General features: G+C 59.0%; 27 protein-coding genes and 1 other RNA gene. 16 read left to right on the top strand and 12 right to left on the bottom strand.

Going from position 1 to position 24,777, the window contains the following annotated elements; all coding sequences use genetic code 11:
• The first annotated feature begins 110 nt into the window (after positions 1 to 110).
• Together N6G83_RS13535 and N6G83_RS13530 are read left to right on the top strand one after the other, a co-directional pair.
• On the top strand, positions 111 to 491 hold the full coding sequence (locus N6G83_RS13535) for a ComEA family DNA-binding protein (RefSeq protein ID WP_089180601.1): 381 nt from the start codon (positions 111 to 113) through the stop codon (positions 489 to 491).
• A 154-nt stretch (positions 492 to 645) separates the two neighbouring features.
• Entirely contained in the window at positions 646 to 1,059 is a 414-nt protein-coding gene (locus N6G83_RS13530; RefSeq protein ID WP_049206198.1) for an acyl-CoA thioesterase, read from the top strand.
• 35 nt (positions 1,060 to 1,094) lie between these two features.
• Here the strand turns inward: N6G83_RS13530 and queC are convergent, their stop codons facing one another.
• Entirely contained in the window at positions 1,095 to 1,793 is a 699-nt protein-coding gene (gene queC / locus N6G83_RS13525; protein ID WP_025301770.1) for a 7-cyano-7-deazaguanine synthase QueC, read from the bottom strand.
• A 115-nt stretch (positions 1,794 to 1,908) separates the two neighbouring features.
• A complete protein-coding gene (locus N6G83_RS13520) occupies positions 1,909 to 3,624 on the bottom strand; it encodes an SgrR family transcriptional regulator (RefSeq protein ID WP_260515490.1) in 1,716 nt (571 codons plus the stop codon).
• Positions 3,625 to 3,727: 103 nt separating this feature from the next.
• On the opposite strand from N6G83_RS13520, the gene cof reads away from it, so the two are divergent.
• The gene (gene cof, locus N6G83_RS13515; protein WP_260515489.1) at positions 3,728 to 4,552 is read left to right on the top strand and encodes an HMP-PP phosphatase; all 825 of its coding nucleotides are present in this window, start codon (positions 3,728 to 3,730) and stop codon (positions 4,550 to 4,552) included.
• A 61-nt stretch (positions 4,553 to 4,613) separates the two neighbouring features.
• Here the strand turns inward: cof and N6G83_RS13510 are convergent, their stop codons facing one another.
• Positions 4,614 to 5,654 (bottom strand): PLP-dependent cysteine synthase family protein, encoded by a 1,041-nt coding sequence (locus tag N6G83_RS13510; protein ID WP_025301773.1) that lies wholly within the window; start codon positions 5,652 to 5,654, stop codon positions 4,614 to 4,616.
• A gap of 122 nt (positions 5,655 to 5,776) precedes the next feature.
• On the opposite strand from N6G83_RS13510, the gene N6G83_RS13505 reads away from it, so the two are divergent.
• The 5 genes from N6G83_RS13505 (at position 5,777) to amtB (ending at position 11,818) form a co-directional block, all read left to right on the top strand.
• Entirely contained in the window at positions 5,777 to 6,238 is a 462-nt protein-coding gene (locus N6G83_RS13505) for an Lrp/AsnC family transcriptional regulator (protein WP_004940330.1), read from the top strand.
• A 92-nt stretch (positions 6,239 to 6,330) separates the two neighbouring features.
• Entirely contained in the window at positions 6,331 to 8,106 is a 1,776-nt protein-coding gene (gene smdA / locus N6G83_RS13500) for a multidrug efflux ABC transporter permease/ATP-binding subunit SmdA (protein ID WP_043135657.1), read from the top strand.
• Positions 8,099 to 9,877 carry a multidrug efflux ABC transporter permease/ATP-binding subunit SmdB gene (smdB, locus tag N6G83_RS13495; protein WP_260515488.1) on the top strand — a complete coding sequence of 593 codons (1,779 nt, stop codon included), beginning with the start codon at positions 8,099 to 8,101 and terminating at the stop codon, positions 9,875 to 9,877. The genes smdA and smdB overlap by 8 nt, the downstream gene beginning before the upstream one ends.
• 279 nt (positions 9,878 to 10,156) lie before the next feature.
• The gene (gene glnK / locus N6G83_RS13490; RefSeq protein WP_004940327.1) at positions 10,157 to 10,495 is read left to right on the top strand and encodes a P-II family nitrogen regulator; all 339 of its coding nucleotides are present in this window, start codon (positions 10,157 to 10,159) and stop codon (positions 10,493 to 10,495) included.
• Between the two features lie 36 nt (positions 10,496 to 10,531).
• Positions 10,532 to 11,818 carry an ammonium transporter AmtB gene (amtB, locus tag N6G83_RS13485; protein WP_144334749.1) on the top strand — a complete coding sequence of 429 codons (1,287 nt, stop codon included), beginning with the start codon at positions 10,532 to 10,534 and terminating at the stop codon, positions 11,816 to 11,818.
• 90 nt (positions 11,819 to 11,908) lie between these two features.
• Here the strand turns inward: amtB and tesB are convergent, their stop codons facing one another.
• Positions 11,909 to 12,772 (bottom strand): acyl-CoA thioesterase II, encoded by an 864-nt coding sequence (tesB, locus tag N6G83_RS13480; protein WP_016928847.1) that lies wholly within the window; start codon positions 12,770 to 12,772, stop codon positions 11,909 to 11,911.
• Positions 12,773 to 13,003: 231 nt separating this feature from the next.
• Here tesB and N6G83_RS13475 point away from each other — a divergent pair, with 231 nt between their 5' ends.
• Complete coding sequence (locus tag N6G83_RS13475; protein WP_025301777.1) at positions 13,004 to 13,495, top strand: YbaY family lipoprotein; 492 nt, start codon at positions 13,004 to 13,006, stop codon at positions 13,493 to 13,495.
• Positions 13,496 to 13,559: 64 nt separating this feature from the next.
• Here N6G83_RS13475 and N6G83_RS13470 read toward each other — a convergent pair whose 3' ends face one another.
• Entirely contained in the window at positions 13,560 to 13,874 is a 315-nt protein-coding gene (locus N6G83_RS13470; protein WP_025301778.1) for an MGMT family protein, read from the bottom strand.
• Positions 13,875 to 14,030: 156 nt separating this feature from the next.
• Here N6G83_RS13470 and ffs point away from each other — a divergent pair.
• An RNA gene (gene ffs / locus N6G83_RS13465) (signal recognition particle sRNA small type) lies at positions 14,031 to 14,127 on the top strand.
• Between the two features lie 339 nt (positions 14,128 to 14,466).
• Here the strand turns inward: ffs and N6G83_RS13460 are convergent.
• The 3 genes from N6G83_RS13460 to N6G83_RS13450 form a co-directional block, all read right to left on the bottom strand.
• A complete protein-coding gene (locus N6G83_RS13460) occupies positions 14,467 to 14,670 on the bottom strand; it encodes an HHA domain-containing protein (RefSeq protein ID WP_004940313.1) in 204 nt (67 codons plus the stop codon).
• A gap of 50 nt (positions 14,671 to 14,720) precedes the next feature.
• Complete coding sequence (tomB, locus tag N6G83_RS13455) at positions 14,721 to 15,089, bottom strand: Hha toxicity modulator TomB (protein WP_004940312.1); 369 nt, start codon at positions 15,087 to 15,089, stop codon at positions 14,721 to 14,723.
• A gap of 158 nt (positions 15,090 to 15,247) precedes the next feature.
• Positions 15,248 to 15,601 carry a hypothetical protein gene (locus N6G83_RS13450; protein ID WP_025301779.1) on the bottom strand — a complete coding sequence of 118 codons (354 nt, stop codon included), beginning with the start codon at positions 15,599 to 15,601 and terminating at the stop codon, positions 15,248 to 15,250.
• Positions 15,602 to 15,872: 271 nt separating this feature from the next.
• On the opposite strand from N6G83_RS13450, the gene N6G83_RS13445 reads away from it, so the two are divergent.
• The 4 genes from N6G83_RS13445 to N6G83_RS13430 are packed head-to-tail and all read left to right on the top strand — an operon-like array spanning position 15,873 to position 18,481.
• Positions 15,873 to 16,013 carry a hypothetical protein gene (locus tag N6G83_RS13445; RefSeq protein WP_260523934.1) on the top strand — a complete coding sequence of 47 codons (141 nt, stop codon included), beginning with the start codon at positions 15,873 to 15,875 and terminating at the stop codon, positions 16,011 to 16,013.
• Positions 16,010 to 16,723, top strand: coding sequence for a metal ABC transporter ATP-binding protein (locus tag N6G83_RS13440; RefSeq protein WP_060447642.1), 714 nt, complete (start codon positions 16,010 to 16,012; stop codon positions 16,721 to 16,723). The genes N6G83_RS13445 and N6G83_RS13440 overlap by 4 nt, the downstream gene beginning before the upstream one ends.
• Positions 16,720 to 17,577 carry a metal ABC transporter permease gene (locus N6G83_RS13435; protein WP_043135664.1) on the top strand — a complete coding sequence of 286 codons (858 nt, stop codon included), beginning with the start codon at positions 16,720 to 16,722 and terminating at the stop codon, positions 17,575 to 17,577. The genes N6G83_RS13440 and N6G83_RS13435 overlap by 4 nt, the downstream gene beginning before the upstream one ends.
• Positions 17,578 to 17,602: 25 nt before the next feature.
• Positions 17,603 to 18,481 carry a metal ABC transporter substrate-binding protein gene (locus tag N6G83_RS13430; protein WP_025301782.1) on the top strand — a complete coding sequence of 293 codons (879 nt, stop codon included), beginning with the start codon at positions 17,603 to 17,605 and terminating at the stop codon, positions 18,479 to 18,481.
• Between the two features lie 108 nt (positions 18,482 to 18,589).
• Here N6G83_RS13430 and ykgO read toward each other — a convergent pair whose 3' ends face one another.
• The 4 genes from ykgO to sdeX all read right to left on the bottom strand — a co-directional run bounded on the left by ykgO (position 18,590) and on the right by sdeX (position 23,535).
• Positions 18,590 to 18,730 (bottom strand): type B 50S ribosomal protein L36, encoded by a 141-nt coding sequence (gene ykgO, locus N6G83_RS13425; RefSeq protein ID WP_004940304.1) that lies wholly within the window; start codon positions 18,728 to 18,730, stop codon positions 18,590 to 18,592.
• 12 nt (positions 18,731 to 18,742) lie between these two features.
• Complete coding sequence (locus N6G83_RS13420; RefSeq protein WP_004940303.1) at positions 18,743 to 18,997, bottom strand: type B 50S ribosomal protein L31; 255 nt, start codon at positions 18,995 to 18,997, stop codon at positions 18,743 to 18,745.
• Positions 18,998 to 19,183: 186 nt separating this feature from the next.
• On the bottom strand, positions 19,184 to 22,330 hold the full coding sequence (gene sdeY / locus N6G83_RS13415; RefSeq protein WP_025301783.1) for a multidrug efflux RND transporter permease subunit SdeY: 3,147 nt from the start codon (positions 22,328 to 22,330) through the stop codon (positions 19,184 to 19,186).
• A gap of 17 nt (positions 22,331 to 22,347) precedes the next feature.
• Positions 22,348 to 23,535, bottom strand: coding sequence for a multidrug efflux RND transporter periplasmic adaptor subunit SdeX (sdeX, locus tag N6G83_RS13410; RefSeq protein ID WP_025301784.1), 1,188 nt, complete (start codon positions 23,533 to 23,535; stop codon positions 22,348 to 22,350).
• A 142-nt stretch (positions 23,536 to 23,677) separates the two neighbouring features.
• On the opposite strand from sdeX, the gene acrR reads away from it, so the two are divergent.
• Positions 23,678 to 24,352 (top strand): multidrug efflux transporter transcriptional repressor AcrR, encoded by a 675-nt coding sequence (acrR, locus tag N6G83_RS13405; protein WP_025301785.1) that lies wholly within the window; start codon positions 23,678 to 23,680, stop codon positions 24,350 to 24,352.
• A gap of 11 nt (positions 24,353 to 24,363) precedes the next feature.
• Positions 24,364 to 24,717 carry a DsrE/DsrF/TusD sulfur relay family protein gene (locus N6G83_RS13400; protein ID WP_004940282.1) on the top strand — a complete coding sequence of 118 codons (354 nt, stop codon included), beginning with the start codon at positions 24,364 to 24,366 and terminating at the stop codon, positions 24,715 to 24,717.
• Positions 24,718 to 24,777 lie beyond the last annotated feature (60 nt).

Below are 24,777 nucleotides of genomic sequence, written 5' to 3'. Positions count from 1 at the left end.
ACAAACAAAGGCCGCTTTCGCGGCCTTTTCCACATCTGATATCCGCCGATTGCTGAATATCCGCCACCGCGGCAAGGTAGCCGTGCTGTCACACACAAGGAGGATACAGCATGCAACATACAGAGAAAAAAGCGTTATCAGGTTACCGTCATCACGTCAAAGCGGCGCTGACCGCGCTGTTGTTATGCCTCGCGGGGCCAGCCGCCGCGACGGATAAAGCCGATGCGCCGGCGCCGATGCTCTCAACACCGGCGGGCAATGGCGGGCAACAGGTGATGACCAAGGCGGCCGAAGAGACGGCGGTCAGCATCAATCAGGCCACCGCCGAACAGCTCGCAGCGGCTCTGAGCGGTGTCGGTCTGAAGAAGGCGGAAGGCATCGTGCGCTACCGCGAACAGAACGGGCCGTTCACCCAGGTTGAGCAGTTGCAGGAGGTGCCGGGCATCGGGCCGGCGCTGTTCGAGAAGAACCGCACCCGACTGAAAATGTGATCCCGGTCGCGGCTGCGTGGCAAAATGCCGCTGAGGCCGTGACTCCTCTGCTACATTTTACAGGTCTTACCAGTTTGGCGCGTTGACCAAACGGGCGAGGGAGCCTCTGCGGCTCCCTCTTTCTGTAATCACCAGGCAGGAGCGATCGTTCCCTATGCAAACCTTTATCAAAGTTCGCGGTTATCACCTTGATGTTTACCAGCACGTTAACAACGCCCGCTATCTGGAGTTTCTGGAAGAGGCGCGCTGGGAGTGGCTGGAAAACGAGGCCGGGTTCCGCTGGATGACGGAAAACAACATCGCTTTCATCGTGGTGAACATCAATATCAATTACCGCAGCCCGGCAGTATTGGGGGATAAGCTGCGTATCGACAGCCAGATGGTGCAGCTCAACGGCAAGAGCGGGGTGCTGAGCCAAAAGGTGACGCAGGATCCGGCGGGGACGTCGGTGGCCGACGCGCTGCTGACTTTCGTGTGCGTCGATCTGAAAACGCAGCGGGCGCTGCCTATTGAAGGCGAATTGCGCGAGCACCTGGAGGCGCTCACGCTGAAGGAAAACCCGCAGTAAACTCACGGGCGGCAGAGGTTGCCGCCGTCACTGCCTCAGGCCAGAGCGGCCTTCTGTTTCAACGCCGCCATCACTTCCGCCTGGTTGGCCCGGTACTGCATCAGGCCATTGGCGCGCAGGTTGCAGGCAGCGCATTCACCACAGCCGTCACCCTTGATGCCGTTGTAACAGGTCAGCGTATCCTGCCGCACGCGATCCAACTGGTGGTAATAATCCGCCAGCGCCCAGGTCTCGGCCTTGTTCAGCCACATCAGCGGCGTTTCGAAGCGGATATCGCGGGCGATGCCCAGCGTCACCGCTTTGTTCAGCGCTTTAACGAACTCGTCGCGGCAATCCGGGTAGCCGGAGAAGTCGGTTTCACACACGCCCGTGATCACCGCTTCCGCTTCCACCTGGTAGGCGTAGATCGCCGCCAGCGTCAGGAACAGGATATTGCGGCCCGGCACGAAGGTGCTCGGCAGCGCGTTTTTCTGGTTGGGATCGTAGGCGGGAACCGGAATATTGTCGCGCGTCAGGCTGCTGACGGCCAGCTCATTGAGCAGCGTTACGTCCAGCACCTTGTGCGCTTTGGCGCCGAGGGCCACCGACAGCTCTTGAGCCACTTCAATCTCGGCGCGATGGCGCTGGCCATAATCGAACGTGACGCAGTGAACTTCGTCATACTGTTGCAATGCCTGGATCAAGCAGGTCGTGGAGTCTTGTCCACCGCTGAAAACGACAACCGCGCGCTTCATAAAATCACCTTTTTGGACTTTGGCCATTCCCGATACACATTCGGGCGGCAGGATAAATATTGCGTTGCGGCGACAATAGTAGCAGAAAGGGCCGCCAGGCGCAGGGCGGTTCGGCTCAGATCGGTGCGTCGTCCACCGGCGGCGGCAGCCACGCCTGGCAAAAATCGAACCAGCCGTGCGCGGTCAGCGTCACGCCATGCATGCGCGGCGGCGCGCTGATCTGATACTGGTAGTGGAACAGCGGCGTGATGATGGCGGCGGCCATCAGCCGTTGGTAATAGGCCTGCAGCCGCTCGAAGCGCGGTTGCTGCGCCTGCAGCTGCTGGATCTGCTGCAGCGTCTCCTGTTGCTGCTGCCAGCGGCTTTCCGTCAGGATGCCGCGCCACAGCGTATCCTGCCGCAGCCAGCTCTCCAGCGTCGCCTCAGGCGCTTCGCCGATCAGGTTGTCCGCCAACAGCAGGTCGGCCTGGGCGATCTGTTCCTCGCTTTGCCAGCGCTTGCCGGCGTAGTAGCGCACCTCCAGCTCGCAGCCGTGCTGCGCCAACAGCTGTTGCAGCGCGACCGTCACCGTTTCCAGCTCGACCGGCGGCCGATACAGCAGCGTCAGCCGGGCAGGCAGGGGGACATCTTCTTCAATCTGTTGGCTGGGAATGCGCCAGCCGGGCAGCATTTCATGGCTGGGGGTGATCACGCTGTTGGGGATCGGCAGATGGTTCAGCAGGCCTGACTGCTGGATCAGCATCAGCAGCTTTTGCCCCTGGGCTTCGCTCAGCACGCCGTGGCGCAGGTTCAGCGCCAAATAACACCAGCCCAGGCTCATGCTGCGCTGTACCGGCCGGGCCTGCGCCAAATCGTCTTGCTGACCGATGGTGATGCGCACCGGATGCTGGCAGCTGGCGTCGGCGCCGGCGGTGGGCAGATCGGGGGTGATCCAGTATTCGATGGTGTCCAGATACGGATGCTGCAGATGGTAACCGGCGTGCTGTTCTAGCCGCACCAGCTGCGGTTCATTCAACGTCAGTTTGAACGGGCCGGCGCCGATGGCCGGCAGCTCCGGATGGGTCATCAGACAAGGCAGCTCCGCCAGCCGGTGGGCCAGCCAATAGTCCGGCAACTGCAGATCAAACTGAATGCACAGCGGATGCGGCAGGCTGATGTTCGCGACGTTGGCCAAGCTGGGTTGGCTACGCGGGTGGCGCTGCAGTTTTTCCAGCGTTTGCAGCAGCTGGTGGCCGGTCAGCGGTTCACCGTTGTGCCAGCGCAGCTGGCTGCGCAGAAAGAAGCGCCAGCGCAGGCCGCGATCGTCAATCTGCCAGTGGTGCGCCAGATCGGGCTGCGGTTCCGGGTTACCGGTCACCAGGCGCGTCAGCCCGGCGTGCAGGGTCGACACCAGATGTTGTTCGGCGCGGCCGGTCAGCGTGAGCGGATCGAGCGCTTCCAGCGTGCGGTAATAGGGAATGCGCAGCGTCGGGCTGCCGGCCTGCCATTGCCCGCCGAGGTGCGGGCTGAGCAGATCCTGCAGGTGTTGCGGATCGAGTTGCGCCATCTCCAGCGCCCCCTGATGGTTGCCCTGTTGCAGTAGCTGTTGCAGTAGCTGCGCGCGCAGTTCATCCGGGGTTTTCAGGCAGTGCAGGCGAGCGCGTTTGCCGCGGCCGGGCTGCGAATGCCAGCTCAACCAGCCTTGATCCTGCAGCTGTTGCACCAGCGTGCGGGCGTGTCGCTCGCTGCAATAGAACATCGCCGCCAGTTCGCCGATGGTCACGGCGACCGGCGCGCTGCCGAGCTGATGGTACAGGCGTTGATATTGGCTGAGACGGTGAACCAGGCGCATGAGTAGAAATCCGGAACAGTTTTCTCAAATTGTTCACTATTACTTCCGCAAATGCCATCCCATACTGCAGTGATTGTAATCGCGTTCACATTCAGAGGTCTCTATGTATCGCCTGGCAGCTTTCGATATGGACGGCACGCTGTTGATGCCGGATCACCGGGTTGGCCCGGAAACGCTGGCGGTGCTGAACCAGCTGGTGGAACGGGAGATGGTGGTGACGTTCGCCACCGGACGGCACTACCTCGATGCGCAACCGATCATGGCGCAGCTGGGGCTGCAGGGCTACCTGATCACCGGCAATGGCACGCGGGTGTATGACAACCGCGGCCAGCAGCTGCATGCCACCGATCTGCCGGCGGCGGTCGCCGAAGAGGTGCTGCATCATCATTGGCGCACCTGCGCCAGCATGCATGTGTTCCGCGACGAAGGTTGGCTGACCGAATTCCCCGTGCCGGAAGAGATGCTGCGGGCGCATCACCTGAGCGGCTTTCGTTTTCAGTTGGCCGACGTGCGCCGCCTGCCGGCGTTCGGCAACAGCAAGGTGTGTTTTGTCGCGCCGCATGAGGAATTGCTGGCCTTGCAGGTGCAGCTGCGGGCACAGCTGGGTGGTGAGGCCGATCTGTGCTTTTCCGCCTACGACTGCCTGGAGGTGTTGCCGCTCGGTTGCAACAAGGGTACGGCGCTGGACCGGCTGAGCCGCCATCTGGGGCTGACGATGGCCGACTGCATGGCGTTCGGCGACGCAATGAACGACAAAGAGATGCTGGGGGCGGTGGGGCACGGCGTGGTGATGGGCAACGCCCTGCCGCAGCTGAAATCCCTGCTGCCGCAGCTACCGGTTATCGGCTATTGCCAGCAACAGGCGGTGGCCCACTATTTACAACATTGGCTGCGTTCACCTTGCCTCACCTATTCCCCCGAAGAATGAGGTTCTCCTTACAGCCGGCCGGGTATGACTACCCGGCTTTTTTTTTACCTAACGCCTGGCGTTACAAATCCGCCAACTGCGCCAGATACGGCTGCAGATCGCCGATGTTGTTGCTGACCCATTCCGGGTTGTAATAGGTATCCAGGTAACGCTCGCCGCTGTCGCACAGCAGGGTGACGATCGATCCTTGCTCGCCGTTTTCCCGCATCTGCTTCGCCAACTGCAGCGCACCCCAAACGTTGGTGCCGGTAGAGGCGCCAACCTTGCGGCCCAGCACGCCTTCCAGCCAGTGAATAGTAGCGACGCTGGCAGCATCCGGCACGCGCAGCATGTTGTCGACCACCGATGGGATGAACGACGGCTCGGCGCGTGGGCGGCCGATGCCTTCGATACGGCTGCCGCAGCTGCCGATCAGGGTGCGATCGCCGTGGTGGAAGCAGTCATAGAACACCGAGTTTTCCGGATCGACCACCGTCAACCGGGTGTCGTGCCCCTGATAGCGGATGTAGCGCCCCAGCGTGGCGGAGGTGCCGCCGGTGCCGGCGCTCATTACGATGTGTTTCGGCACCGGGAAGGGTTCGCGCGCCATCTGGCGGAAGATGCTGTCGGCGATGTTGTTGTTGCCGCGCCAGTCGGTGGCGCGCTCGGCGTAGGTGAACTGATCCATATAGTGGCCGTTCAGCTCTTTCGCCAGCTGTTCGGAGGCGGCGTAGATCTGGGCGGCGTGATCGACGAAGTGACAGCGGCCGCCGTAAAAGGCGATCTGTTCCACCTTGCGGCGCGCGGTGCAGGACGGCATCACCGCGATGAACGGCAGGCCGATCAGGCGAGCGAAGTAGGCTTCGGACACCGCGGTGCTGCCGGAAGAGGCCTCGATGATGGTGGTGTTCTCGGTGATCCAGCCGTTGCACAGGCCGTAAAGGAACAGCGAGCGCGCCAGGCGGTGTTTCAGGCTGCCGGTCGGGTGGGTGCTCTCATCTTTCAGGTACAGGCAGATGCCGGGAAACGCCGGCAGGTTCAGGCGAATTAGGTGCGTATCGGCGGAGCGTTGAAAATCCGCTTCTATTTCACCGATAGCATATTTTACCCAAGAGTTTGTCATGATTTGGCCTCAGAATAGGGGGCTGATTTATGGCGTAGCATAGCCTGTCGGCGGGAAAAAAGGATTGCCATTTTTCCTGTTTAATCGCCTAATGAGAGAAAATTTTTCTCCTGGTGGCCGCTATGTTAGATAAAACAGACCGTAAGCTGCTGTGCATGCTGCAGCAAGATTGCACCCAGTCGCTGCAGGCGCTGGCGGATGCGGTCAATTTGACCTCGACGCCGTGCTGGAAACGCCTGAAGCGTCTGGAAGACGAGGGCTATATCCGCGGTCGGGTGGCCTTGCTGGATAATGAAAAGCTCGGCCTGGGGCTGACGGCGTTCGTGCTGATCAAAACCCAGCAGCACAGCAGCGAGTGGTATCAGGCTTTTGTGCAGCTGACCAGCCAGATGCCCGAGGTGCTGGCGTTTTACCGCATGGCGGGAGAGTACGACTACCTGATGCAGGTCGAAGTGGCGGACATGAAAAGCTACGACGGCTTTTATAAGCGTCTGGTGAACGGCGTACCGGGCCTCATCGACGTCACCTCGAGCTTTGCCATGGAAAAAATCAAATACACCACCGCGCTGCCGGTGCCGGAGTGAAAAGTTCACCGGACGGGCGGCTCAACGGTGGTATCCTGCTCTGCTGAAGCAGAAAAAGAGACAAATCCCATAAAACCCTGGAATCAAACTGCGTGAGATTATTTGCTCAAATCGGCTGGTACTTCCGCCGGGAGTGGCGCCGCTACCTCGGGGCGGTGGTGCTGCTGATCGTCATCGCCATCCTGCAACTGCTGCCGCCTAAGCTGGTCGGCATCATCGTGGACGGCGTCACCGAAAAACAGATGTCCACCGGCGTGCTGATGGCCTGGCTCGGGTTGATGATCGGTACCGCGATCGTCGTTTACCTGCTGCGCTATGTGTGGCGGGTGTTGCTGTTCGGCGCGTCCTACCAGCTCGCGGTCGAGCTGCGCGAAAACTTTTACCGTCAGCTCAGCCGGCAAAACCCCGCGTTTTACCTGCGTCACCGCACTGGCGATCTGATGGCGCGCGCCACCAACGACGTGGATCGCGTGGTATTCGCCGCCGGTGAAGGCGTGCTGACGCTGGTGGATTCGCTGGTGATGGGGTTGGTGGTGTTGGTGGTGATGAGCACCCAAATCAGCTGGCAACTGACAGTGCTGGCGTTGATCCCGATGCCGTTGATGGCGATCGCCATCAAATATTACGGCGATCAGCTGCACCAGCGCTTTAAATCGGCACAGGCGGCGTTTTCCAGCCTGAACGATCAGGCGCAGGAAAGCATGACCAGCATCCGCATGATCAAGGCCTTCGGGCTGGAAGATCACCAATCCAACCGCTTCGCCGAGGTGGCGGCGCAGACCGGGGCCAAGAACATGCACGTGGCGCGGGTGGATGCGCGCTTCGATCCGACCATTTATATCGCCATCGGTGCGTCTAACCTGCTGGCCATTGGCGGCGGCAGCTGGATGGTGGTGAACGGTTCGCTGACGCTCGGGCAACTGACCAGCTTTGTGATGTATCTCGGCCTGATGATCTGGCCGATGCTGGCACTGGCCTGGATGTTCAACATCGTCGAACGCGGCAGCGCGGCCTACAGCCGCATCCGCAGCCTGCTTGATGAGGCGCCGGCGGTGCAGGATGGCCCACAGGCGCTGCCGGCCGGGCGCGGCGTGCTGGACGTAGATATCCGCGCGTTCCACTACCCGGAAAACCCACATCCGGCGCTGCACGATGTGGCGGTGACGCTGAAACCAGGGCAAATGCTGGGGCTGTGCGGGCCGACCGGGGCCGGTAAATCGACGCTGTTGTCGCTGATCCAGCGTCAGTTCGACGTCGACCAAGGGCAGATCCGCTATCACGGCCTGCCGTTGCCGCAGGTCAAACTTGACGACTGGCGTTCGCGACTGTCGGTGGTGAGCCAAACGCCGTTCCTGTTCTCCGATACCGTGGCGAACAACATCGCGCTGGGCCATCCGGGCGCGACGCAGGCGCAGATCGAACAGGCAGCGCGGCTGGCCAGCGTCCATGAGGACATTTTGCGGTTGCCGCAGGGCTATGACACCGAGGTGGGCGAACGCGGCGTGATGTTGTCGGGCGGGCAGAAACAGCGCATCTCCATTGCGCGTGCGCTGCTGCTGGATGCAGAGATCTTGATCCTCGACGACGCGCTGTCGGCGGTGGACGGCCGTACCGAACACCAAATCCTGCACAACCTGCGCAGCTGGGGGCAAGATCGCACGGTGATCATCAGCGCGCACCGGCTGTCGGCATTGACCGAAGCCAGCGAAATCCTGGTGATGCAGCACGGTGGCGTTGCACAGCGCGGCGATCCGGCGGCGCTGGCGGCGCAGCCGGGCTGGTATCGCGATATGTACCGTTATCAGCAGCTGGAAGCGGCGCTGGACGAAGCGCCGGAAAACGGCGAGGAGGCGTTGGCCAATGAATAAAGTGCAAAAGCTGTGGCCGACGCTGAAGCGGCTGCTGGCCTACGGCTCGCCGTACCGCAAACCGCTGGGGCTGGCGGTGCTGATGCTGTGGATAGCGGCGGCGGCGGAAGTCGCCGGGCCGATCCTGGTCAGCTATTTTATCGATAATTACGTCGCCAAAGGGCAACTGCCGCTGGTGATTGTCGGCGGGCTGGCGGCGGCCTACATTCTGCTGGAGCTGCTGGCGGCGGCGCTGCACTACTTCCAGGCGCTGTTGTTCAACCAGGCGGCGGTGGGCGTGGTGCAGCGGCTGCGTACCGACGTGATGGACGCCGCGCTGCGCCAACCGCTCAGCGCCTTTGACACACAACCGGTCGGGCAATTGATCTCGCGCGTTACCAACGACACCGAAGTGATCAAGGATCTGTACGTGATGGTGGTCTCCACGGTGCTGAAAAGCGCCGCGCTGATCGGCGCCATGCTGGTGGCGATGTTCAGCCTCGACTGGCGCATGGCGCTGGTGGCTATCTGCATCTTCCCGGCGGTGTTCGTGGTGATGGGCATCTATCAATACTACAGCACGCCGATTGTGCGCCGGGTGCGCAGTTATCTGGCGGACATCAACGACGGTTTCAACGAAGTGATCAACGGCATGGGCGTGATTCAGCAGTTCCGCCAGCAGGTGCGCTTCGGCGAGCGCATGAGCGCCGCCAGCCAGTCGCATTATCTTGCGCGTATGCAGACCCTGCGGCTCGACGGTTTTCTGCTGCGGCCGCTGCTCAGCCTGTTTTCAGCGCTGGTGCTGTGCGGCCTGTTGATGCTGTTCGGCTTCAGCGGCGAGGGCGTGATTGGCGTCGGCGTCCTCTACGCCTTCATCAACTACCTGGGGCGCCTGAATGAACCGCTGATCGAGCTGACGTCACAGCAGTCGATCCTGCAGCAGGCGGTGGTGGCCGGCGAACGCATTTTCGAGCTGATGGATCGCAGCCAGCAGAGTTACGGTGCCGACGATCGTCCTCTGGCCGGTGGCCGCATCGACATCACCGATCTGAGCTTCGCTTACCGTGCGGACAAAAAGGTGCTGCAGCATATTTCGCTGGCGGTGCCCTCACGCGGCTTCGTGGCGCTGGTCGGACATACCGGCAGCGGCAAGAGCACCTTGGCCAACTTGCTGATGGGCTATTACCCGGTCAGCGAGGGGGAAGTGCGTCTCGATGGACGCCCGATATCCAGCCTGTCGCACCGCACGCTGCGTCAGGGTGTAGCGATGGTGCAGCAGGATCCGGTGGTGATCGCCGATTCGGTACTGGCCAACGTCACGTTGGGGCGTAACATCGAGGAAGACGCCGTTTGGCGGGCGCTGGAAACGGTGCAGTTGGCGAGTCTGGTGCGCGGCTTCCCGCAGGGTATCCACACCCGCCTGGGGGAGCAGGGCAATAACCTGTCGGTCGGGCAGAAACAGCTGCTGGCGATGGCGCGGGTCTTGGTGCAGGCGCCGCAGATTTTGATTCTCGACGAGGCGACTGCCAATATCGACTCGGGCACCGAACAGGCGATCCAGCGGGCGCTGCGTGCGATCCGCGAGCACACCACGCTGGTGGTGATCGCCCACCGGCTGTCGACCATCGTCGATGCCGACTCCATCCTGGTGCTGCATCGCGGCCAGGCAGTGGAGCAGGGCAACCATCAACAGCTGCTGGCGCAGCAGGGGCGCTACTACCAGATGTATCAGCTGCAGCTGGCGGGCGAGCAGTTGGCGGAAGCGGTGCGCGAGGAGAGTCAACCCGCCTGATCCCAGGGGCCGCATTCGCGGCCCTTATTTTTCCCAACGCACCACAAGCAGGCAACTCGCCCAAGCTACGCCCCCTTTCTGCACTTTTTCGACGCGATGCGCACCAAATTAGTGCGCATTATTTAACCCATTCAAGGTATCGGCGCTGCGCTGCGTCGCGGCGGCGCCCGCGTGTGCGCTAATCCGCTGAATCGTCATGCAAAATTAAATTTGGCACAGCCCTTGCTACATATGACGCGTACCAGGGGTGAGTTTGGGCTTAATTCGTGGAGGGGCAATATGAAGCTGGTGACCGTGGTAATCAAACCGTTCAAGCTGGAGGATGTGCGCGAGGCTCTGTCCTCCGTGGGCATTCAGGGGTTGACCGTAACCGAAGTGAAGGGCTTTGGCCGCCAGAAGGGGCATGCCGAGCTGTATCGCGGCGCCGAATATAACGTCAACTTCCTGCCCAAGGTCAAAATCGATATCGCTATCGCCGACGATCAGTTGGATGAAGTGGTTGATGTGATTAGCAAAGCCGCCTATACCGGCAAAATCGGCGACGGCAAAATTTTCGTTGCCGAATTGCAACGCGTGATCCGCATTCGCACCGGCGAAACCGACGAATCGGCACTGTAACCACGAACTCAGTTAAGCAATGGGGATGGATTGATAATGAAAAGACTGTTATCCATGTTGGGCCTGAGTTCGGTAACCCTGGTTCCTTCTTTGGCCCTGGCCGCCCCGGCGGTCGCCGATAAGGCCGACAACGCCTTTATGATGATCTGCACCGCGTTGGTGCTGTTCATGACGCTGCCGGGCATCGCGCTGTTTTACGGCGGCCTGCTGCGCGGCAAAAACGTGCTGTCGATGCTGACGCAGGTCACCGTCACCTTCGCGCTGGTCTGCGTGCTGTGGGTGCTGTATGGCTACAGCCTGGCGTTCAGCGAAGGCAATGCGGTGTTCGGCGGATTCGAGACGGCGATGCTGAAAGGCATCGGCATCGACAGCGTCACTGGCAGCATCAGCCAGATGATCCACGTCGCTTTCCAAGCCTCCTTCGCCTGCATTACCGTGGCGCTGGTGGTGGGGGGCTTCGCCGAACGCATTCGCTTCTCGGCGGTGCTGATCTTCGCGATCCTGTGGTTCACCCTGTCTTACCTGCCGATCGCGCACATGGTGTGGGGCGGTGGCTATCTGGCCACCGACGGCGCGCTGGACTTCGCCGGCGGCACCGTGGTACACATCAACGCCGCCAGCGCGGGGCTGATCGGCGCCTATCTGCTCGGCAAACGCGCCGGCTTCGGTAAAGAGGCGTTCAAACCGCACAACCTGCCGATGGTGTTTACCGGGGCGTCCATCCTGTATATCGGCTGGTTCGGCTTCAACGCCGGTTCCGCCAGCGCGGCCAACGGCATCGCGGCCCTGGCATTCCTCAACACGGTGGTGGCTACCGCGGGCGCCATTCTCTCCTGGACCTTCGCCGAGTGGGTGCTGCGCGGCAAGCCTTCGCTGCTGGGCGCCTGCTCCGGCATGATCGCCGGGCTGGTTGCGGTGACGCCGGCGGCGGGCACCGTCGGCGTGGGCGGCGCGTTGATCATCGGCCTGGTGGGCGGTGTCGCCGGCCTGTGGGGCGTCGTGACGTTGAAGAAATGGCTGAAAGTGGACGACACCTGCGACGTGTTCGGCGTGCACGGCGTGTGCGGCATCGTCGGCTGTCTGCTGACCGGCGTGTTCACCGCTTCTTCCCTCGGCGGCACCGGCTATGCCGAAGGGGTGACGATGGGGCATCAGGTGTGGATCCAGCTGCTGAGCGTCGTGATTACGCTGGTGTGGTCAAGCATCGCCGCCTTTATCGCCTTCAAGATTGCGGGCGCGATGGTGGGGCTGAGAGTGCCGGAAGAGCAGGAGCGCGAAGGGCTGGATGTCAACAGCCACGGCGAGAGCGCCTACAACCAATAAGACTCGAAGCAGGGCAGTGCGCGAAAGACTAAAATAATGATGAAGCAAAAAGGGGCGATGGAAACATCGCCCCTTACTTTATATTGCGGATTAGGCGTCGCGCTGGCGAATCACCCCTTCCTGCACGGTGGTGGCGACCAGTACGCCGTCGCGAGTGTAGATCTGGCCGCGCACAAAGCCCCGTGCGCCGGAGGCGGAGGAGCTCTCCACCGCGTACAGCAACCAGTCATCCATACGGAACGGACGGTGGAACCACATTGAGTGGTCAATGGTGGCCACCTGCATGCCCGGCTCGAGGAAGCCGACGCCGTGTGGCTGCAGCGCCGTCGGCAGGAAGTTAAAGTCCGACGCGTAGCCCAGCAGATATTGGTGGATGCGCTGATCGTCCGGCATGCTGCCGTTGGCACGGAACCACACGTAGCGATGCGGCTCTTCCACGCTGCCCTTCAACGGATTGTGGAATTTCACCGGGCGCATTTCGATCGGCTTCTGGCCGATAAATTTTTCGCGCACTTTTTCCGGCAGCATATGCGCCAGCTTCTGGGCGATCTCTGACTCGGACAGCAGCCCTTCTGGAGGCGGCACGTCCGGCATCAGGTTCTGGTGCTCGAAACCGGTTTCCGGGCTTTGGAAAGAGGCGGTCATATAGAAAATAGGTTTGCCGTGCTGAATAGCGCTGACGCGACGGGCGCTGAAGCTGTTGCCGTCGCGCAGGGTTTCTACGTCGTAAACGATGGGTTTGCTGCTGTCGCCCGGGCGCAGGAAGTAGCTGTGGAACGAGTGCACGCTGCGCTCGTCCGGCACCGTCTGCTTGGCGGCGTAGAGCGCTTGGCCGACAACCTGTCCACCGAACACCTGGCGCAGCCCCAGATCTTCGCTTTGGCCGCGGAACAGTCCTTCTTCGATTTTCTCCAGATCCAGCAGATCAAGGAGGTTTTGCAATGCCTGGCTCATAAAATTGTTACCTTTCTAATAATCATTTTGCGCAGTGTGCGGAATATCACGGCGTGGCGTCAACATTTTGCATTACAGGGCCGATGAGAATGCTCTTAATCGTGGGCGCCTTGGGCTGTTTAAGTGATTAATAGGCGGGGTAAAGTGGATTTATCAGTGTTTTGTGCTAGGTTTAATAAGTGCGGTGGTGAAAGCCACCAACATGTTGATAATAAAAAAGGAGACCGATCCATGAAACTCTGGCAAATCGTAGGCGGTGCCGCGGCACTGACGATCACGCTGGCAGGATGCGCGCAAAAGAGTGCTGATGTGCCTACACAGGCGGCCGGTAATCCGGCGGCTGCGCAAACGCAGATTCAAGGCCCGGCGGTGACAGGTTCGGTTAATATACGTCAGCGTATTGCGCTGCCGCCGGACGCCGTACTGACGGTCACCCTCTCTGACGCCTCGCTGGCGGATGCACCGTCCAAAGTGATTGCACAGCGCGCGATACGTACTGAAGGGCAACAGGCGCCATTCAACTTTACGCTACCGTACAATCCGTCAGACATCCAACCGAATGCGCGTATCATTCTGAGCGCGGCGGTGACGGTCAACGGGCGACTGATGTTTATTACCGACACTATCCAGGAAGTGGTTAACCGCAACGGTACCCGCGCCGATCTGCTGCTGGTTCCGGTTCAGGGTGTGCCGATTCAGGCTGCGCCAACCGCCATGCAGTAAATTTCCTGCGGTACAGCAAGATGAAATCAACAGCCTTTGCGCTTCGGCCAAAGGCTGTTTTGTTTTACCAGCGCCAGCCGTAGCGCTCGAAATCGACCGTGCTGTGCGGGCCGAAAATAATCCCTTCCGCCAGCAGTGCCTGCCGTTGCCGTTGAAAATCCTCCCCCTGCTGCGAGATCTGTCCGTGCCGGTTGATCACCCGGTGCCAGGGCAGCGCGCTGCCTTCCGGCAAACGCCGCAGCACGCCGCCAACCTGGCGCGCGGCGCGCGGTGAACCGGCCAGCCGGGCGACTTCGCCGTAGGTGGTGACTTTGCCGTAAGGAATGGCGGCCACGATGTGGAATACCCGCTGGCTGAAAGAGGCATCTTCTGGTTGCATATTGCTGTTCCTGCGCGAGTCAAAACCCAGGCGAAGAGTGTGCCACAGTGCAGGTGGGTAAGAAAACAGCGGTTAGCCCCGGTTGGCTTGCTATTTGGCGGGGCATCGCCGATAATGCCCACCGCTTCAGAGTACAGAAGCCGTCAATGGGGGCCCTGTTGGTTCTCCCGCAACACTAACTTGTGAACTCGGTCAGGTCCGGAAGGAAGCAGCCGCAGCAGGTGACGTGTGTGCCGGGATGTAGCTGGCAGGGTCCCCACCCATTTGGCCTTCGCCAATCCGCACTTTTGCCGTTTCTCTTCTACTCATCGATTATCCCTTTCTGTCATCAGGCAGAGCGACAAGGCATTTCTTTTCTTCCCGCCCTCAATTCTTTTGGATCTTTTGGATAATGAATTAGCGGTTCTGGATGCAAGCATAATGAGGGGGCGATGACGTAACCTGTCTCGATTTAAAAAGAAAATTGCTTCCAGGCAATATTATTATTGAAAGGGGGAGTGCAAATGAAGTTTTACTGTCAATAGGAAAAGTACGTATTCAGCTTGAACATTGAAGCCGATAAAAGCATCGGCTCAACGCGTTGGGGGTCTGATTATCTGACATATTTCCAAACGGAGGTGGGGATTTTGTCATACAGTTTGTTCATGGTGAGCTCTGCCAGACGGTGATCGGCCGCTGAGTAAAACAGCTCCAGTTCATCATCGGAAAGCTCGTACTTATTTTTCTCAATAACACGTTCGAGAGTATCAATCGTGGTGCATTTACGTAAACGCATCAGATAGTCGGTTTTAGTCATGGTGGCCTTTAGTTTAATAACCGTAAAAATAGCTCGGGAATAATTATCCCTTAAGTTTTCATTGTCGTACAGATGTCCTCTCCTGAGAACATTCTGAATAATCTCGCCTTGGTTTTTTGCCAGCGGCGCAGGTCGGAATCATTGATACCGTAACTGCTGAACAGCGTATAGGTATCATCGAGATATTCTTCGACTAACTCCGACAGGTCAGATTCGTCCATGTATTTAATTTTATAGCTCATCACAAACGAAGCGATATGTTCGATCAACTCATTAAGCTGCAGGTTGACGGAGGACGTCGGATCGTTGACCCACCCATGATGACTGTCTCCCAGGGTAGCGATACCTTCATCATACAAATTTTCGCACAAGAATTTGAGCTGAGCAATGTCGTGTCGCTTAGGCGAATACTCATCCATATCATCCCCTCCGTAAGTCTTAATTGCGGTGTGATAACACTATGTGAGTAAGCTGATTTACATCATGGACGGAGGCAGCTTAACGGTCTTTAAATAAACTTCCCGTAAAGTGAATATAAATCATTTTTTCGCGTTTGGCCTGTAGTTATTACGTAAACTTACAATTCATCCGCTGTAGATGGACGTGAGTTATCAATGATGTCGAAGATTAAACCCCGTTCTGTCACACGGAACCGGACGCTATCGCTGAGAGTGTCTTCGCTGTTGATATCCAGGCAGGCATTAAAAATGCCCCACTTATAACGATAACTCATTGAATAATCGCTACCACCCTGTTGCACTATATCAAGTATTTCTAATGAATCTTCGGCATAGCGTGCGCTTTCAGAATAAAAACTGAGTCCGCTGGTCAGCGCCGGCACTAACTCCGCTATATTGTCATTAATCACTTTCTTTAATTTGTTAACAGAAAGTGCGTTGACATCCAGGTTACAGGCAAGGGTAACAAGCATTAATCTCGGCCAACAGCAATGTTATCTGCTTATCTTACTCCTTTTCCTCCCTCGTCGGTAAATTTTTCGATTTACCGCTGTTCTTTACCTTACGCCAACATTTCAACCGAATGGGAATATCCCTGGATTTGATAAGGAGGCTTGGGGGGAAAGTGCCGCTGCGCGAGAGATTGTTACGTTCCGTTGCATTATTGTCGCGCCATAGCTTGAGATGCGACAGTGTATGTGATGTTATATTATAACTATAAACCCATCATTTTTGGCTACGACATTGACTCCCACTTCGCAACATGACGCCACGCCGTCACTGAATTCGTTGTTCACCACCTCTGCTGCCGCGCGTTGCGCAGGTGCCGTTATGCTGCTGGCCCTGCTGTGGCTCGGCATCTTCTGGGCGGTGTCGCTGCCATGATTACCTTGCGTCAGCTGGCGATAGGCTATGGCGCCACGCCGCTTTTCCCGCCGCTGAGCGGGCAGTTTACCGCCGGATCGCTCACCGCGGTGGTGGGCGTCAACGGGGCAGGTAAGTCGACGCTGCTGAAAACCTTCGCCGGATTGTTGCCGCCGCTGGGCGGCAGCCTGAGTTTTATCGGCGGAAAGCCGCCGCGCAGAGCTTATCTACCGCAACAGGCGGAGCTGGATCGGCAATTCCCGATTGCGGTAAGCGATCTGGTGGCGATGGGCTGTTGGCCGCAAAGTGGCATGTTCGGCGGCATGAGCAAGCGTGCGGCGAGCCAGGTCAACGAGGCGTTGGCGAGCGTTGGCATGAGCGCGCTGGCGCACACTCCGGTGGGTGAACTGTCCGGCGGCCAGCTGCAGAGGGTGTTGTTTGCGCGCCTGCTGGTCCAACAGGCGCCGCTGATTTTGCTGGATGAACCTTTCACCGGTATCGACAGCGCCACCACGCAAATTTTGCTGCAGGTGATTGCGCAACTGCACCGGCAGGGGAAAACGGTGATCGCCGTGCTGCACGATATGTCGATGGTCGCCGAGCATTTTTCACAGGTACTGTTGCTGACGCCGCAGGCTTGCCACTGGGGCGCGGCCAAGCGGGTGCTGGAACAGGTGCCGAGGTATCACGCCGCCGAACGGCAGCCGGATCTGCGGGCGGTGGCGCCATGATGTTGTTGCATGGGCTTATCGATCCTTTCCTCTCTTTCGGTTTTATGCGCCGCGCGCTCATGGCCTGTCTGGCGTTGTCGCTCAGCGCCGCCCCGCTGGGCGTGTTTCTGCTGCTGCGCCGCATGAGCCTGGTCGGGGACGCATTGTCCCACGCGGTGTTGCCGGGCGCGGCGATCGGTTATCTGATCTCCGGCATGTCGCTGGTGGCGATGGGGGTGGGCGGTTTTATCGCCGGGTTGGCGGTGGCGATGCTGTCCGGCCTGGTGAGCCGCCGCACGCCGTTAAAAGAAGATGCCAGCTTCGCCGGGTTCTATCTGGGGTCACTGGCGCTGGGGGTCACGCTGGTCTCGCTGCGCGGTTCCAGCGTGGATCTGCTGCACGTGCTGTTCGGTTCGATTTTGGCGGTGGATGCGCAGGCCATGCTGATGGTCGGTGCGATCGCCTCGGTTTCGCTGCTGGCATTGGCGGCGCTGTACCGCGCGTTAGTGATCGAATCCTTCGACGTGACTTTTCTGCGCGTCAACGCCCCGCGCCGGTTGGCACTGATCCACGGCCTATTTCTGGCGCTGGTTGTGGTCAATCTGGTGGCAGGATTCCAGATCCTCGGCACCCTGATGTCGGTGGGGCTGATGATGCTGCCCGCCGCCAGCGCGCGCTTCTGGGCGCGCAATCTGCCGCAGACGCTGGCGACGGCGATGGGCATCGGCGCGCTGTCCAGCGTGATTGGGCTGGTGTGGTCCTATTACGCGTCGTTGCCTGCCGGCCCGGCGATCGTGCTCAGCGCCAGCGTCATCTTTTTCGTCTCGATCCTGTTTGGAACGCGCGGAGGCATTTGCGCCTTCGCGCGCCGTTGAGAAGTGCCATTTGCAAGGAGAAAGTATGAAACGTTTACCTATATCGCTGGCGGTTGCTGCTCTGCTGGCCAGCCCATGGGCGATGGCGAAGACCGTCGACGCCGTCGCCAGCTTTTCCATTCTGGGTGATATCGTCAAAGAGGTGGGCGGCGATCACGTCAAGGTCAGCACGCTGGTGGGGCCGGATGGCGATCCGCACAGCTTCGAGCCTTCGCCGCAGGACGGCAAGAAGCTGGCTCAGGCTGATGTGGTGTTCGTCAGCGGTCTGGGGCTGGAAGGGTGGATCGATCGCTTGGTCAGCGCTTCGGGTTATAAAGGGCAGGTGATCACCGCTTCACAGGGGATCAGTACCCGCCAGATGGAAGAGGACGGCAAACCGATTACCGATCCTCACGCCTGGAACAGCATGAAAAACGGCGTACAGTACGCCACTAACGTGATGAACGCCCTGATTGCCGCCGATCCCGAGGATGCCAACTATTTTCGCCAGCGCGGAGCCGAATACATTCAGCAGTTGCAAAAACTGGACCAGTGGGCCAAAACCCAGTTCGCCGCAGTGCCGCCACAGAAACGTAAGGTGCTGACCAGCCATGATGCGTTTGGCTACTTTGGGCAAGAGTACGGCGTCACCTTCCTTGCCCCGGTCGGGTTTTCCACCGAGGCCGAAGCCAGCGCCAGCGACGTGGCCAATCTGATCAAGCAAATCAAACAGGAAAAGGTCAACGCTTACTTTATCGAAAATCAGACCGATCCGCGGTTGGTGAAACAGATCGCCGCCGCCACCGGCGCCAAGGCGGGCGGCGAGCTGTACCCTGAAGCGCTCTCCCGCGCGGGCGGCCCGGCGGCCACCTATGAGCAGGCGTTCAAGCACAATGTCGACGCGCTGCTGAGCAGCATGAAGTAATCTCCGCCCCCGCCTGCCGGCGGGGGACGGCTTGCAGGTACTTTCTCGCCGTAAAAAAAAAGCCCCGTTGAGCAGCAACGGGGCTTTGCGACAGATGACACTTTGGAGTTAACGCTTTTTCTTACGTCCCTGTACCGCTTTGAATCGCGGATTGCTTTTACAGATCACATAGATGCGGCCACGACGACGCACGACTTTGCAATCCGGGTGGCGGTTTTTCGCCGAACGCAATGAACTCAATACCTGCATGGGATTTCCTTGTTACTTATTGCCGATAAAGCGGCCAAAGCGCTGCTGGAAGCGCGCCGTGCTGCCTTCTTTGGAATAGTCTTTCTGCTTGCCGGTGTAATACGGATGCGAAGCAGAAGAGACGTCAAGGGTGACATACGGCCAGCTTTCGCCGTCCAGTTCGATGGTGCGATCGGTTTTGATGGTCGATCCCACTTTGAAGTAGGCATTGGCGCTGACGTCGTGGAACACCACGGTGCGGTAATCGGGGTGGATGCCGGGTTTCATAATGGCCCTCTCGTGTAATGTTATACTATAACAATAATTATGCGCCGACCTGGCATCGCGATCAAGCGCAAATTGCACACAAAAGTGAATTAATGAGAACGGTTTGCATTAAGCAACTGAAGCAAAAGAAAAAGGCCGCATGCGCGGCCTTTTCGGTTATCGGGTGGAGCTCACATCACTGAGCGATCAGTGGTGCTCTACCGGATGGCTGTGTTCCAGGTCCTCGTTCTTCTTGCTGAAGCGGCGGCGAACCACCACGAAGAACACCGGCACGAAGAAGATCGCCAAGACGGTGGCAGTGATCATCCCGCCCATTACGCCGGTACCTACCGCGTTCTGTGCGCCGGAGCCTGCGCCGCTGCTGATAACCAGCGGCAGAACCCCGAGGATGAAGGCCAGGGACGTCATGAGGATTGGACGCAAACGCATACGCACCGCTTCCAACGTCGCTTCGATCAGACCTTTGCCTTCTTTCTCCATCAGATCCTTGGCGAACTCAACGATCAGGATGGCGTTCTTCGCCGATAGACCGATGGTGGTCAGCAGCCCCACCTGGAAGTACACGTCGTTGTTCATGCCGCGCATCGTCGCGGCCAGCAACGCACCGATAACCCCCAGCGGCAATACCAGCATGACCGAGAACGGCACGGACCAGCTTTCATACAGCGCTGCCAGACACAGGAACACCACCAGAATCGAGATGGCGTACAGCGCCGGCGCCTGGTTGCCCGACAGACGTTCCTGATAGGACATACCGGTCCAGTCGTAACCGATGCCACTTGGCAGTTTGGATGCCAGCTGTTCCATCAGGTTCATCGCTTCACCGGTACTCTTGCCCGGTGCGGCCTGGCCCAGAATTTCCATCGACGGCAGGCCGTTATAGCGTTCCAGACGCGGTGAGCCGTATTCCCACTTCGCCGAAGAGAAGGCGGAGAATGGCACCATCTGGCCGCTGGTACCGCGCACGTACCACTTGTTGATGTCTTCCGGCAGCATACGGAACGGCGCGTCGGCCTGTACATACACCTTCTTCACACGACCGCGGTCGATGAAGTCGTTGACGTACGAACCACCCAGGGCGGTGCTCAGCGTGCTGTTGATGGTAGTGATGCTGACGCCCAGCGCCTTGGCTTTCTCCTGATCGACGATCAGTTTGAACTGCGGCGTATCTTCCAGGCCGTTCGGGCGCACACCCACCAGCACGTCCGGATGCTGAGCAACCATGCCCAACAGCTGGTTACGCGCTTCGGTCAGTTTTTCGTGCCCCAGGCCACCCTGGTCAATCAACTCGAAGTCGAAGCCGGTTGCGGTACCGAGTTCGATGATCGCCGGCAGGTTGAACGGGAACACCAGGCCTTCTTTAATCTGCGAGAAGGCACCCATGGCACGGCCCGCGATCGCCTCGACCTTGTTCCCGGCCCCTGGACGCTCACCCCAGTCTTTCAGGCTGACGAATGCCAGGCCGTTGTTCTGGCCGTTACCGTTGAAGCCGAAGCCCGCGACGGTAAACACCGAAACCACGTTGTCCTTTTCCTTGTTCAGGAAGTAGTCGGAGACTTCTTCCAGCACTTTGTTGGTACGGGACTCGGTGGCACCGGCAGGCAACTGCACCATGGTCAACAGAATGCCCTGATCTTCGTCCGGCAGGAACGAGGAAGGCAGGCGCAGGAACAGCAGGCCCATGCCAACCACGATCAACAGGTAGATGATCAGATAGCGGCCGGTGCTGCGCAGGATGTTGCCCACGCTGTCGGTATAGTGATGCGTGCTCTTCTCGAACATGCGGTTAAACCAGCCGAAGAAGCCTGTTTTAACCCCGTGATCGCCTTTCGGGATCGGTTTGAGTAGGGTGGCGCACAGCGCCGGCGTCAGGATCAAGGCCACCAGCACCGACAGCGCCATCGCGGACACGATGGTGATCGAGAACTGGCGATAGATGGCGCCGGTTGAACCGCCGAAGAACGCCATCGGCACGAATACCGCCGACAGCACCATGGCGATACCCACCAGCGCGCCCTGGATCTGGCCCATCGATTTACGGGTAGCTTCTTTCGGCGGCAGCCCCTCTTCGGACATGACGCGCTCGACGTTTTCCACCACCACGATGGCGTCATCCACCAGCAGGCCGATCGCCAACACCATGCCGAACATCGTCAGGGTGTTTATCGAGAAGCCGAACGCGGCGAGGATCGCAAAGGTCCCCAGCAGTACTACCGGCACCGCGATGGTTGGGATCAGCGTCGCGCGGAAGTTCTGCAGGAACAGATACATCACCAGGAAGACCAGGATGATGGCTTCGATCAGCGTTTTCACCACTTCGTTGATGGAGATTTTAACGAACGGGGTGGTGTCGTACGGATAAACCACTTTCATCCCTTGCGGGAAGAAGGGCGCCATCTTGGCCAGCTCGTCTTTCACACCTTTGGCAGTGTTCAAGGCGTTGGCGCCGGTCGCCAGTTTGATACCCAGGCCGGCGGCAGGCTTGCCGTTGTAGCGAGCGGTAACGGCATAGCTTTCCGCGCCGCGCTCGATATGAGCGACGTCGCGCAGGCGTACCTGAGAACCGTCGGTATTCACTTTCAGCAGGATCTTGCCGAACTCTTCCGGCGAAGTCAGACGGGTCTGCGCGATGATCGAGGCGTTCAACTGCTGCCCCGGCACCGGCGGCAGGCCGCCCAGCTGGCCTGCGGCGATCTGGTTGTTCTGCTCGGTGATGGCGGAGGTCACGTCCGTGGTCGTCAGCTGGAAGTTGTTCAGCTTGTTCGGATCCAGCCAAATACGCATCGCGTACTGGGCACCGAACAGCTGCACTTCACCCACGCCGGACGAACGGCTGATCGGGTCCTTGATGTTGGACGCCACGTAGTCCGCAATATCGTCCTGAGTCATGTTCGGATCGTCGGAAACGAAGCCGGCCACCATCAGGAAGCTGCTGCTGGATTTTTCTACTTTCAGGCCCTGTTGCTGAACTTCTTGCGGCAGCAACGGGGTGGCCAACGACAGTTTGTTCTGAACCTGAACCTGCGCGATGTCAGGATCGGTGCCGGAATCAAACGTCAGGGTAATGGTGACGCTACCAGAGGAATCACTGGTGGAGGACATGTACATCAGGTTATCGATACCGTTCATGTTCTGTTCGATAATCTGCGTGACGGTATCCTGCACCGTTTTGGCATCTGCGCCCGGGTAGTTGGCGGAAATACTCACCGCCGGCGGTGCAATAGTGGGATACTGCGCGATTGGCAGTTTCATTATTGCAAGCACCCCCGCCAACATGACGATGATGGCGATTACCCAGGCGAAAATCGGGCGATCTATAAAGAACTTAGCCATGTATTACAGGCTCCTTTTTATGACTTCTGCGCTTCAGACTGCGGCTGTTTTTGCGCCTGAGTGTCAACTTCCTGCACTTTTACCTGCGCGCCCGGATGCACTTTCATCAGGCCGGAGACGATCACGCGATCGCCGGATTTCAGGCCATCGGTAACCAGCCATTTGTCGCCGATTGCCTGGTCGGCCTTCAGCGTGCGCAGCTCAACTTTGTCGTCTGCCCCTACCACCAACGCCGTCGCGTCGCCGCGCGGGTTGCGGGTAACGCCTTGCTGAGGCACCAGCAGCGCATCGCTGCGCACGCCTTCGTCCAGACGGGCGCGTACGAACATGCCCGGCAACAGCGTATCGTTCGGGTTAGGGAACAGGGCGCGAATGGTGATGGAGCCAGTGGTTTCATCGACGGTGACGTCAGAGAACTCCAGCGTGCCTTCCTGCGCGTATTCGGTGCCGTTTTCCAGCATCAGTTTCACTTTTGCCTTGCCGTTTTCCTGCTTCAGCGCGCCGCTGGCCAGCTCTTGCTTCAGGCGCAGGAAATCAGTGCTTGACTGGGTGACGTCGACATACATCGGATCCAGCTGCTGCACGGTAGACAGTGCGGTTGCCTGGCCGTTGCTGACCAGAGCGCCTTCGGTCACGGCGGACTTGCCGATGCGGCCGGAGATCGGAGAGGTCACCTTGGTGTACGCCAGGTTGATGCGCGCGGTTTCCACGGCGGCCTTGGCGGCCACGACGGCGGCGTCCGCCTGCTGCAGCGTGGAGACGGCGTTGTCGTAGTCCTGTTTACTGATGTAGCTCGTGCCCAGCAATGGCTTGTAGCGGTTTACCGTCACGCGTGCGATGGAAGCGCTGGCCTGTGCTTTGGCCAAATCGCCTTTCGCGCTGTCGTAGCTGGCTTGATAGGTTGCGGGATCGATTTGGTACAGAGACGTCCCGGCCTTGATATCGCTGCCTTCAACGAAGTTGCGCTTCAGGATGATGCCGCTGACCTGAGGGCGAACTTCGGCGATACGATACGCAGCGGTGCGGCCAGGAAGATCGGTAGTAATGTTGAGAGGCTCAGCCTTCAAGGTGACTACGCCCACTTCAGGCGCCTGTTGTTGGGCGCCTTGCTGTTGGGTTTCTTTATCGTTACATCCTGTTAGCACTAAGCTGCCTGAAAGCATCAGAACGGCCGCCAGAGGCGTTAACCCTCTGTTTTTGTTCATAGAAAAACCTCAAGTGTCCGATTTCAAAATGATCAATGGATCACAAGCTTTAAAACCCATTGCTGCGTTAATTATATGTGCGTGCTATGGTACATACATTCGCGAATGTATGTAAATCACACTCCCCCTAAATAACAATGCCATGGCACGAAAAACCAAACAGCAGGCGCAAGAAACCCGACAGCAAATCCTTGATGCTGCGGTGAGAGAGTTCTCTGAACGTGGCGTTGCTGCAACGTCACTGACAGATATTGCCACCGCTGCCGGGGTTACGCGTGGAGCCATCTACTGGCACTTCAAGAATAAGGTAGACCTGTTTAATGAAGTTTGGGAATCTACCGAGCCGAAAATTGACCAGCTCGAAACAGAGTATCAGGCAAAGTTTCCCGATAATCCACTGCGGGTTATCCGAGAAATTCTGATTTACATTCTGACGTCTACGGTTGAAGACGGCCGTAGGCGGGCGTTGATGGAAATTATATTCCACAAATGCGAGTTTGTCGGTGAAATGATGCCGCTGCTGGATTCGCGCAAGGTGCTGTACCTCGCCGGCTATGAACGCATCGAAGCGGTGCTGTATAACTGCATTCACCACGGGCAATTGCCCGCCGATTTACATACCCGCCGTGCGGCGATCATCCTGCGCGGTTATATCACCGGCCTGATGGAAAACTGGCTGTTTATGCCGGAAAGTTTCGATCTGCGGGCCGAAGCCGAAGCGCTGGTGGACGCGTTTTTGGAGATGCTGCAGTTTTGCCCCACCTTGCGCCTCAAACCCGACGCGGTGACGCCTGACGCCGACCGCCTTCCTTTATAAGGAGAGATTTCATGTCATCAGTTGTTCTTATTGCCAATGGCGCCGCCTATGGCCATGAATCCTTGTTCAATGCGCTGCGGTTGGCCATCGCCATGAAAGAGCAGCAGAGCAGCCTCGACCTGCGGCTGTTTCTGATGTCCGACGCGGTGGTGGCCGGGCTGGCCGGACAGCAGCCGCACGAAGGGTACCATCTGCAGCAGATGCTGGAGATCCTCACCGCGCAGCAGGTGCCGGTCAAGCTGTGCAAGACCTGCGCCGACGCGCGCGGCGTCAGCCGCTTGCCGCTGGCGGACGGCGTGGCGATCGGCACCTTGGTCGAGCTGGCGCAGTGGACGCTGGCGGCGGAGAAAGTGCTGACTTTCTGATTTCGCGACAACGAGACATCACCGGCAACGTTTTTGTTGTTCGTTGCCCGCCGGCGGTCG

Source organism: Serratia sp. PL7 (assembly GCF_945957435.1).
The sequence above is the reverse complement of the archived record's forward strand: the minus strand, read 5'-3'. Positions and strand labels throughout refer to the sequence as shown.

Excerpts from the sequence above, each read along its gene's own strand:
- tesB (WP_016928847.1), bottom strand. The coding sequence starts at position 12,772 with ATGAGCCAGGCATTGCAAAACCTCCTTGATCTGCTGGATCTGGAGAAA.
- N6G83_RS13470 (WP_025301778.1), bottom strand. The coding sequence starts at position 13,874 with ATGCAACCAGAAGATGCCTCTTTCAGCCAGCGGGTATTCCACATCGTG.
- N6G83_RS13400 (WP_004940282.1), top strand. The coding sequence starts at position 24,364 with ATGTCATCAGTTGTTCTTATTGCCAATGGCGCCGCCTATGGCCATGAA.
- N6G83_RS13510 (WP_025301773.1), bottom strand. The coding sequence starts at position 5,654 with ATGACAAACTCTTGGGTAAAATATGCTATCGGTGAAATAGAAGCGGAT.
- N6G83_RS13520 (WP_260515490.1), bottom strand. The coding sequence starts at position 3,624 with ATGCGCCTGGTTCACCGTCTCAGCCAATATCAACGCCTGTACCATCAG.
- sdeY (WP_025301783.1), bottom strand. The coding sequence starts at position 22,330 with ATGGCTAAGTTCTTTATAGATCGCCCGATTTTCGCCTGGGTAATCGCC.
- queC (WP_025301770.1), bottom strand. The coding sequence starts at position 1,793 with ATGAAGCGCGCGGTTGTCGTTTTCAGCGGTGGACAAGACTCCACGACC.
- sdeX (WP_025301784.1), bottom strand. The coding sequence starts at position 23,535 with ATGAACAAAAACAGAGGGTTAACGCCTCTGGCGGCCGTTCTGATGCTT.
- glnK (WP_004940327.1), top strand. The coding sequence starts at position 10,157 with ATGAAGCTGGTGACCGTGGTAATCAAACCGTTCAAGCTGGAGGATGTG.
- acrR (WP_025301785.1), top strand. The coding sequence starts at position 23,678 with ATGGCACGAAAAACCAAACAGCAGGCGCAAGAAACCCGACAGCAAATC.
- cof (WP_260515489.1), top strand. The coding sequence starts at position 3,728 with ATGTATCGCCTGGCAGCTTTCGATATGGACGGCACGCTGTTGATGCCG.
- amtB (WP_144334749.1), top strand. The coding sequence starts at position 10,532 with ATGAAAAGACTGTTATCCATGTTGGGCCTGAGTTCGGTAACCCTGGTT.
- N6G83_RS13440 (WP_060447642.1), top strand. The coding sequence starts at position 16,010 with ATGATTACCTTGCGTCAGCTGGCGATAGGCTATGGCGCCACGCCGCTT.
- N6G83_RS13475 (WP_025301777.1), top strand. The coding sequence starts at position 13,004 with ATGAAACTCTGGCAAATCGTAGGCGGTGCCGCGGCACTGACGATCACG.
- tomB (WP_004940312.1), bottom strand. The coding sequence starts at position 15,089 with ATGGATGAGTATTCGCCTAAGCGACACGACATTGCTCAGCTCAAATTC.
- N6G83_RS13435 (WP_043135664.1), top strand. The coding sequence starts at position 16,720 with ATGATGTTGTTGCATGGGCTTATCGATCCTTTCCTCTCTTTCGGTTTT.
- N6G83_RS13450 (WP_025301779.1), bottom strand. The coding sequence starts at position 15,601 with ATGCTTGTTACCCTTGCCTGTAACCTGGATGTCAACGCACTTTCTGTT.
- ykgO (WP_004940304.1), bottom strand. The coding sequence starts at position 18,730 with ATGCAGGTATTGAGTTCATTGCGTTCGGCGAAAAACCGCCACCCGGAT.
- N6G83_RS13535 (WP_089180601.1), top strand. The coding sequence starts at position 111 with ATGCAACATACAGAGAAAAAAGCGTTATCAGGTTACCGTCATCACGTC.
- N6G83_RS13460 (WP_004940313.1), bottom strand. The coding sequence starts at position 14,670 with ATGACTAAAACCGACTATCTGATGCGTTTACGTAAATGCACCACGATT.
- N6G83_RS13505 (WP_004940330.1), top strand. The coding sequence starts at position 5,777 with ATGTTAGATAAAACAGACCGTAAGCTGCTGTGCATGCTGCAGCAAGAT.
- N6G83_RS13430 (WP_025301782.1), top strand. The coding sequence starts at position 17,603 with ATGAAACGTTTACCTATATCGCTGGCGGTTGCTGCTCTGCTGGCCAGC.
- smdB (WP_260515488.1), top strand. The coding sequence starts at position 8,099 with ATGAATAAAGTGCAAAAGCTGTGGCCGACGCTGAAGCGGCTGCTGGCC.
- N6G83_RS13530 (WP_049206198.1), top strand. The coding sequence starts at position 646 with ATGCAAACCTTTATCAAAGTTCGCGGTTATCACCTTGATGTTTACCAG.
- N6G83_RS13420 (WP_004940303.1), bottom strand. The coding sequence starts at position 18,997 with ATGAAACCCGGCATCCACCCCGATTACCGCACCGTGGTGTTCCACGAC.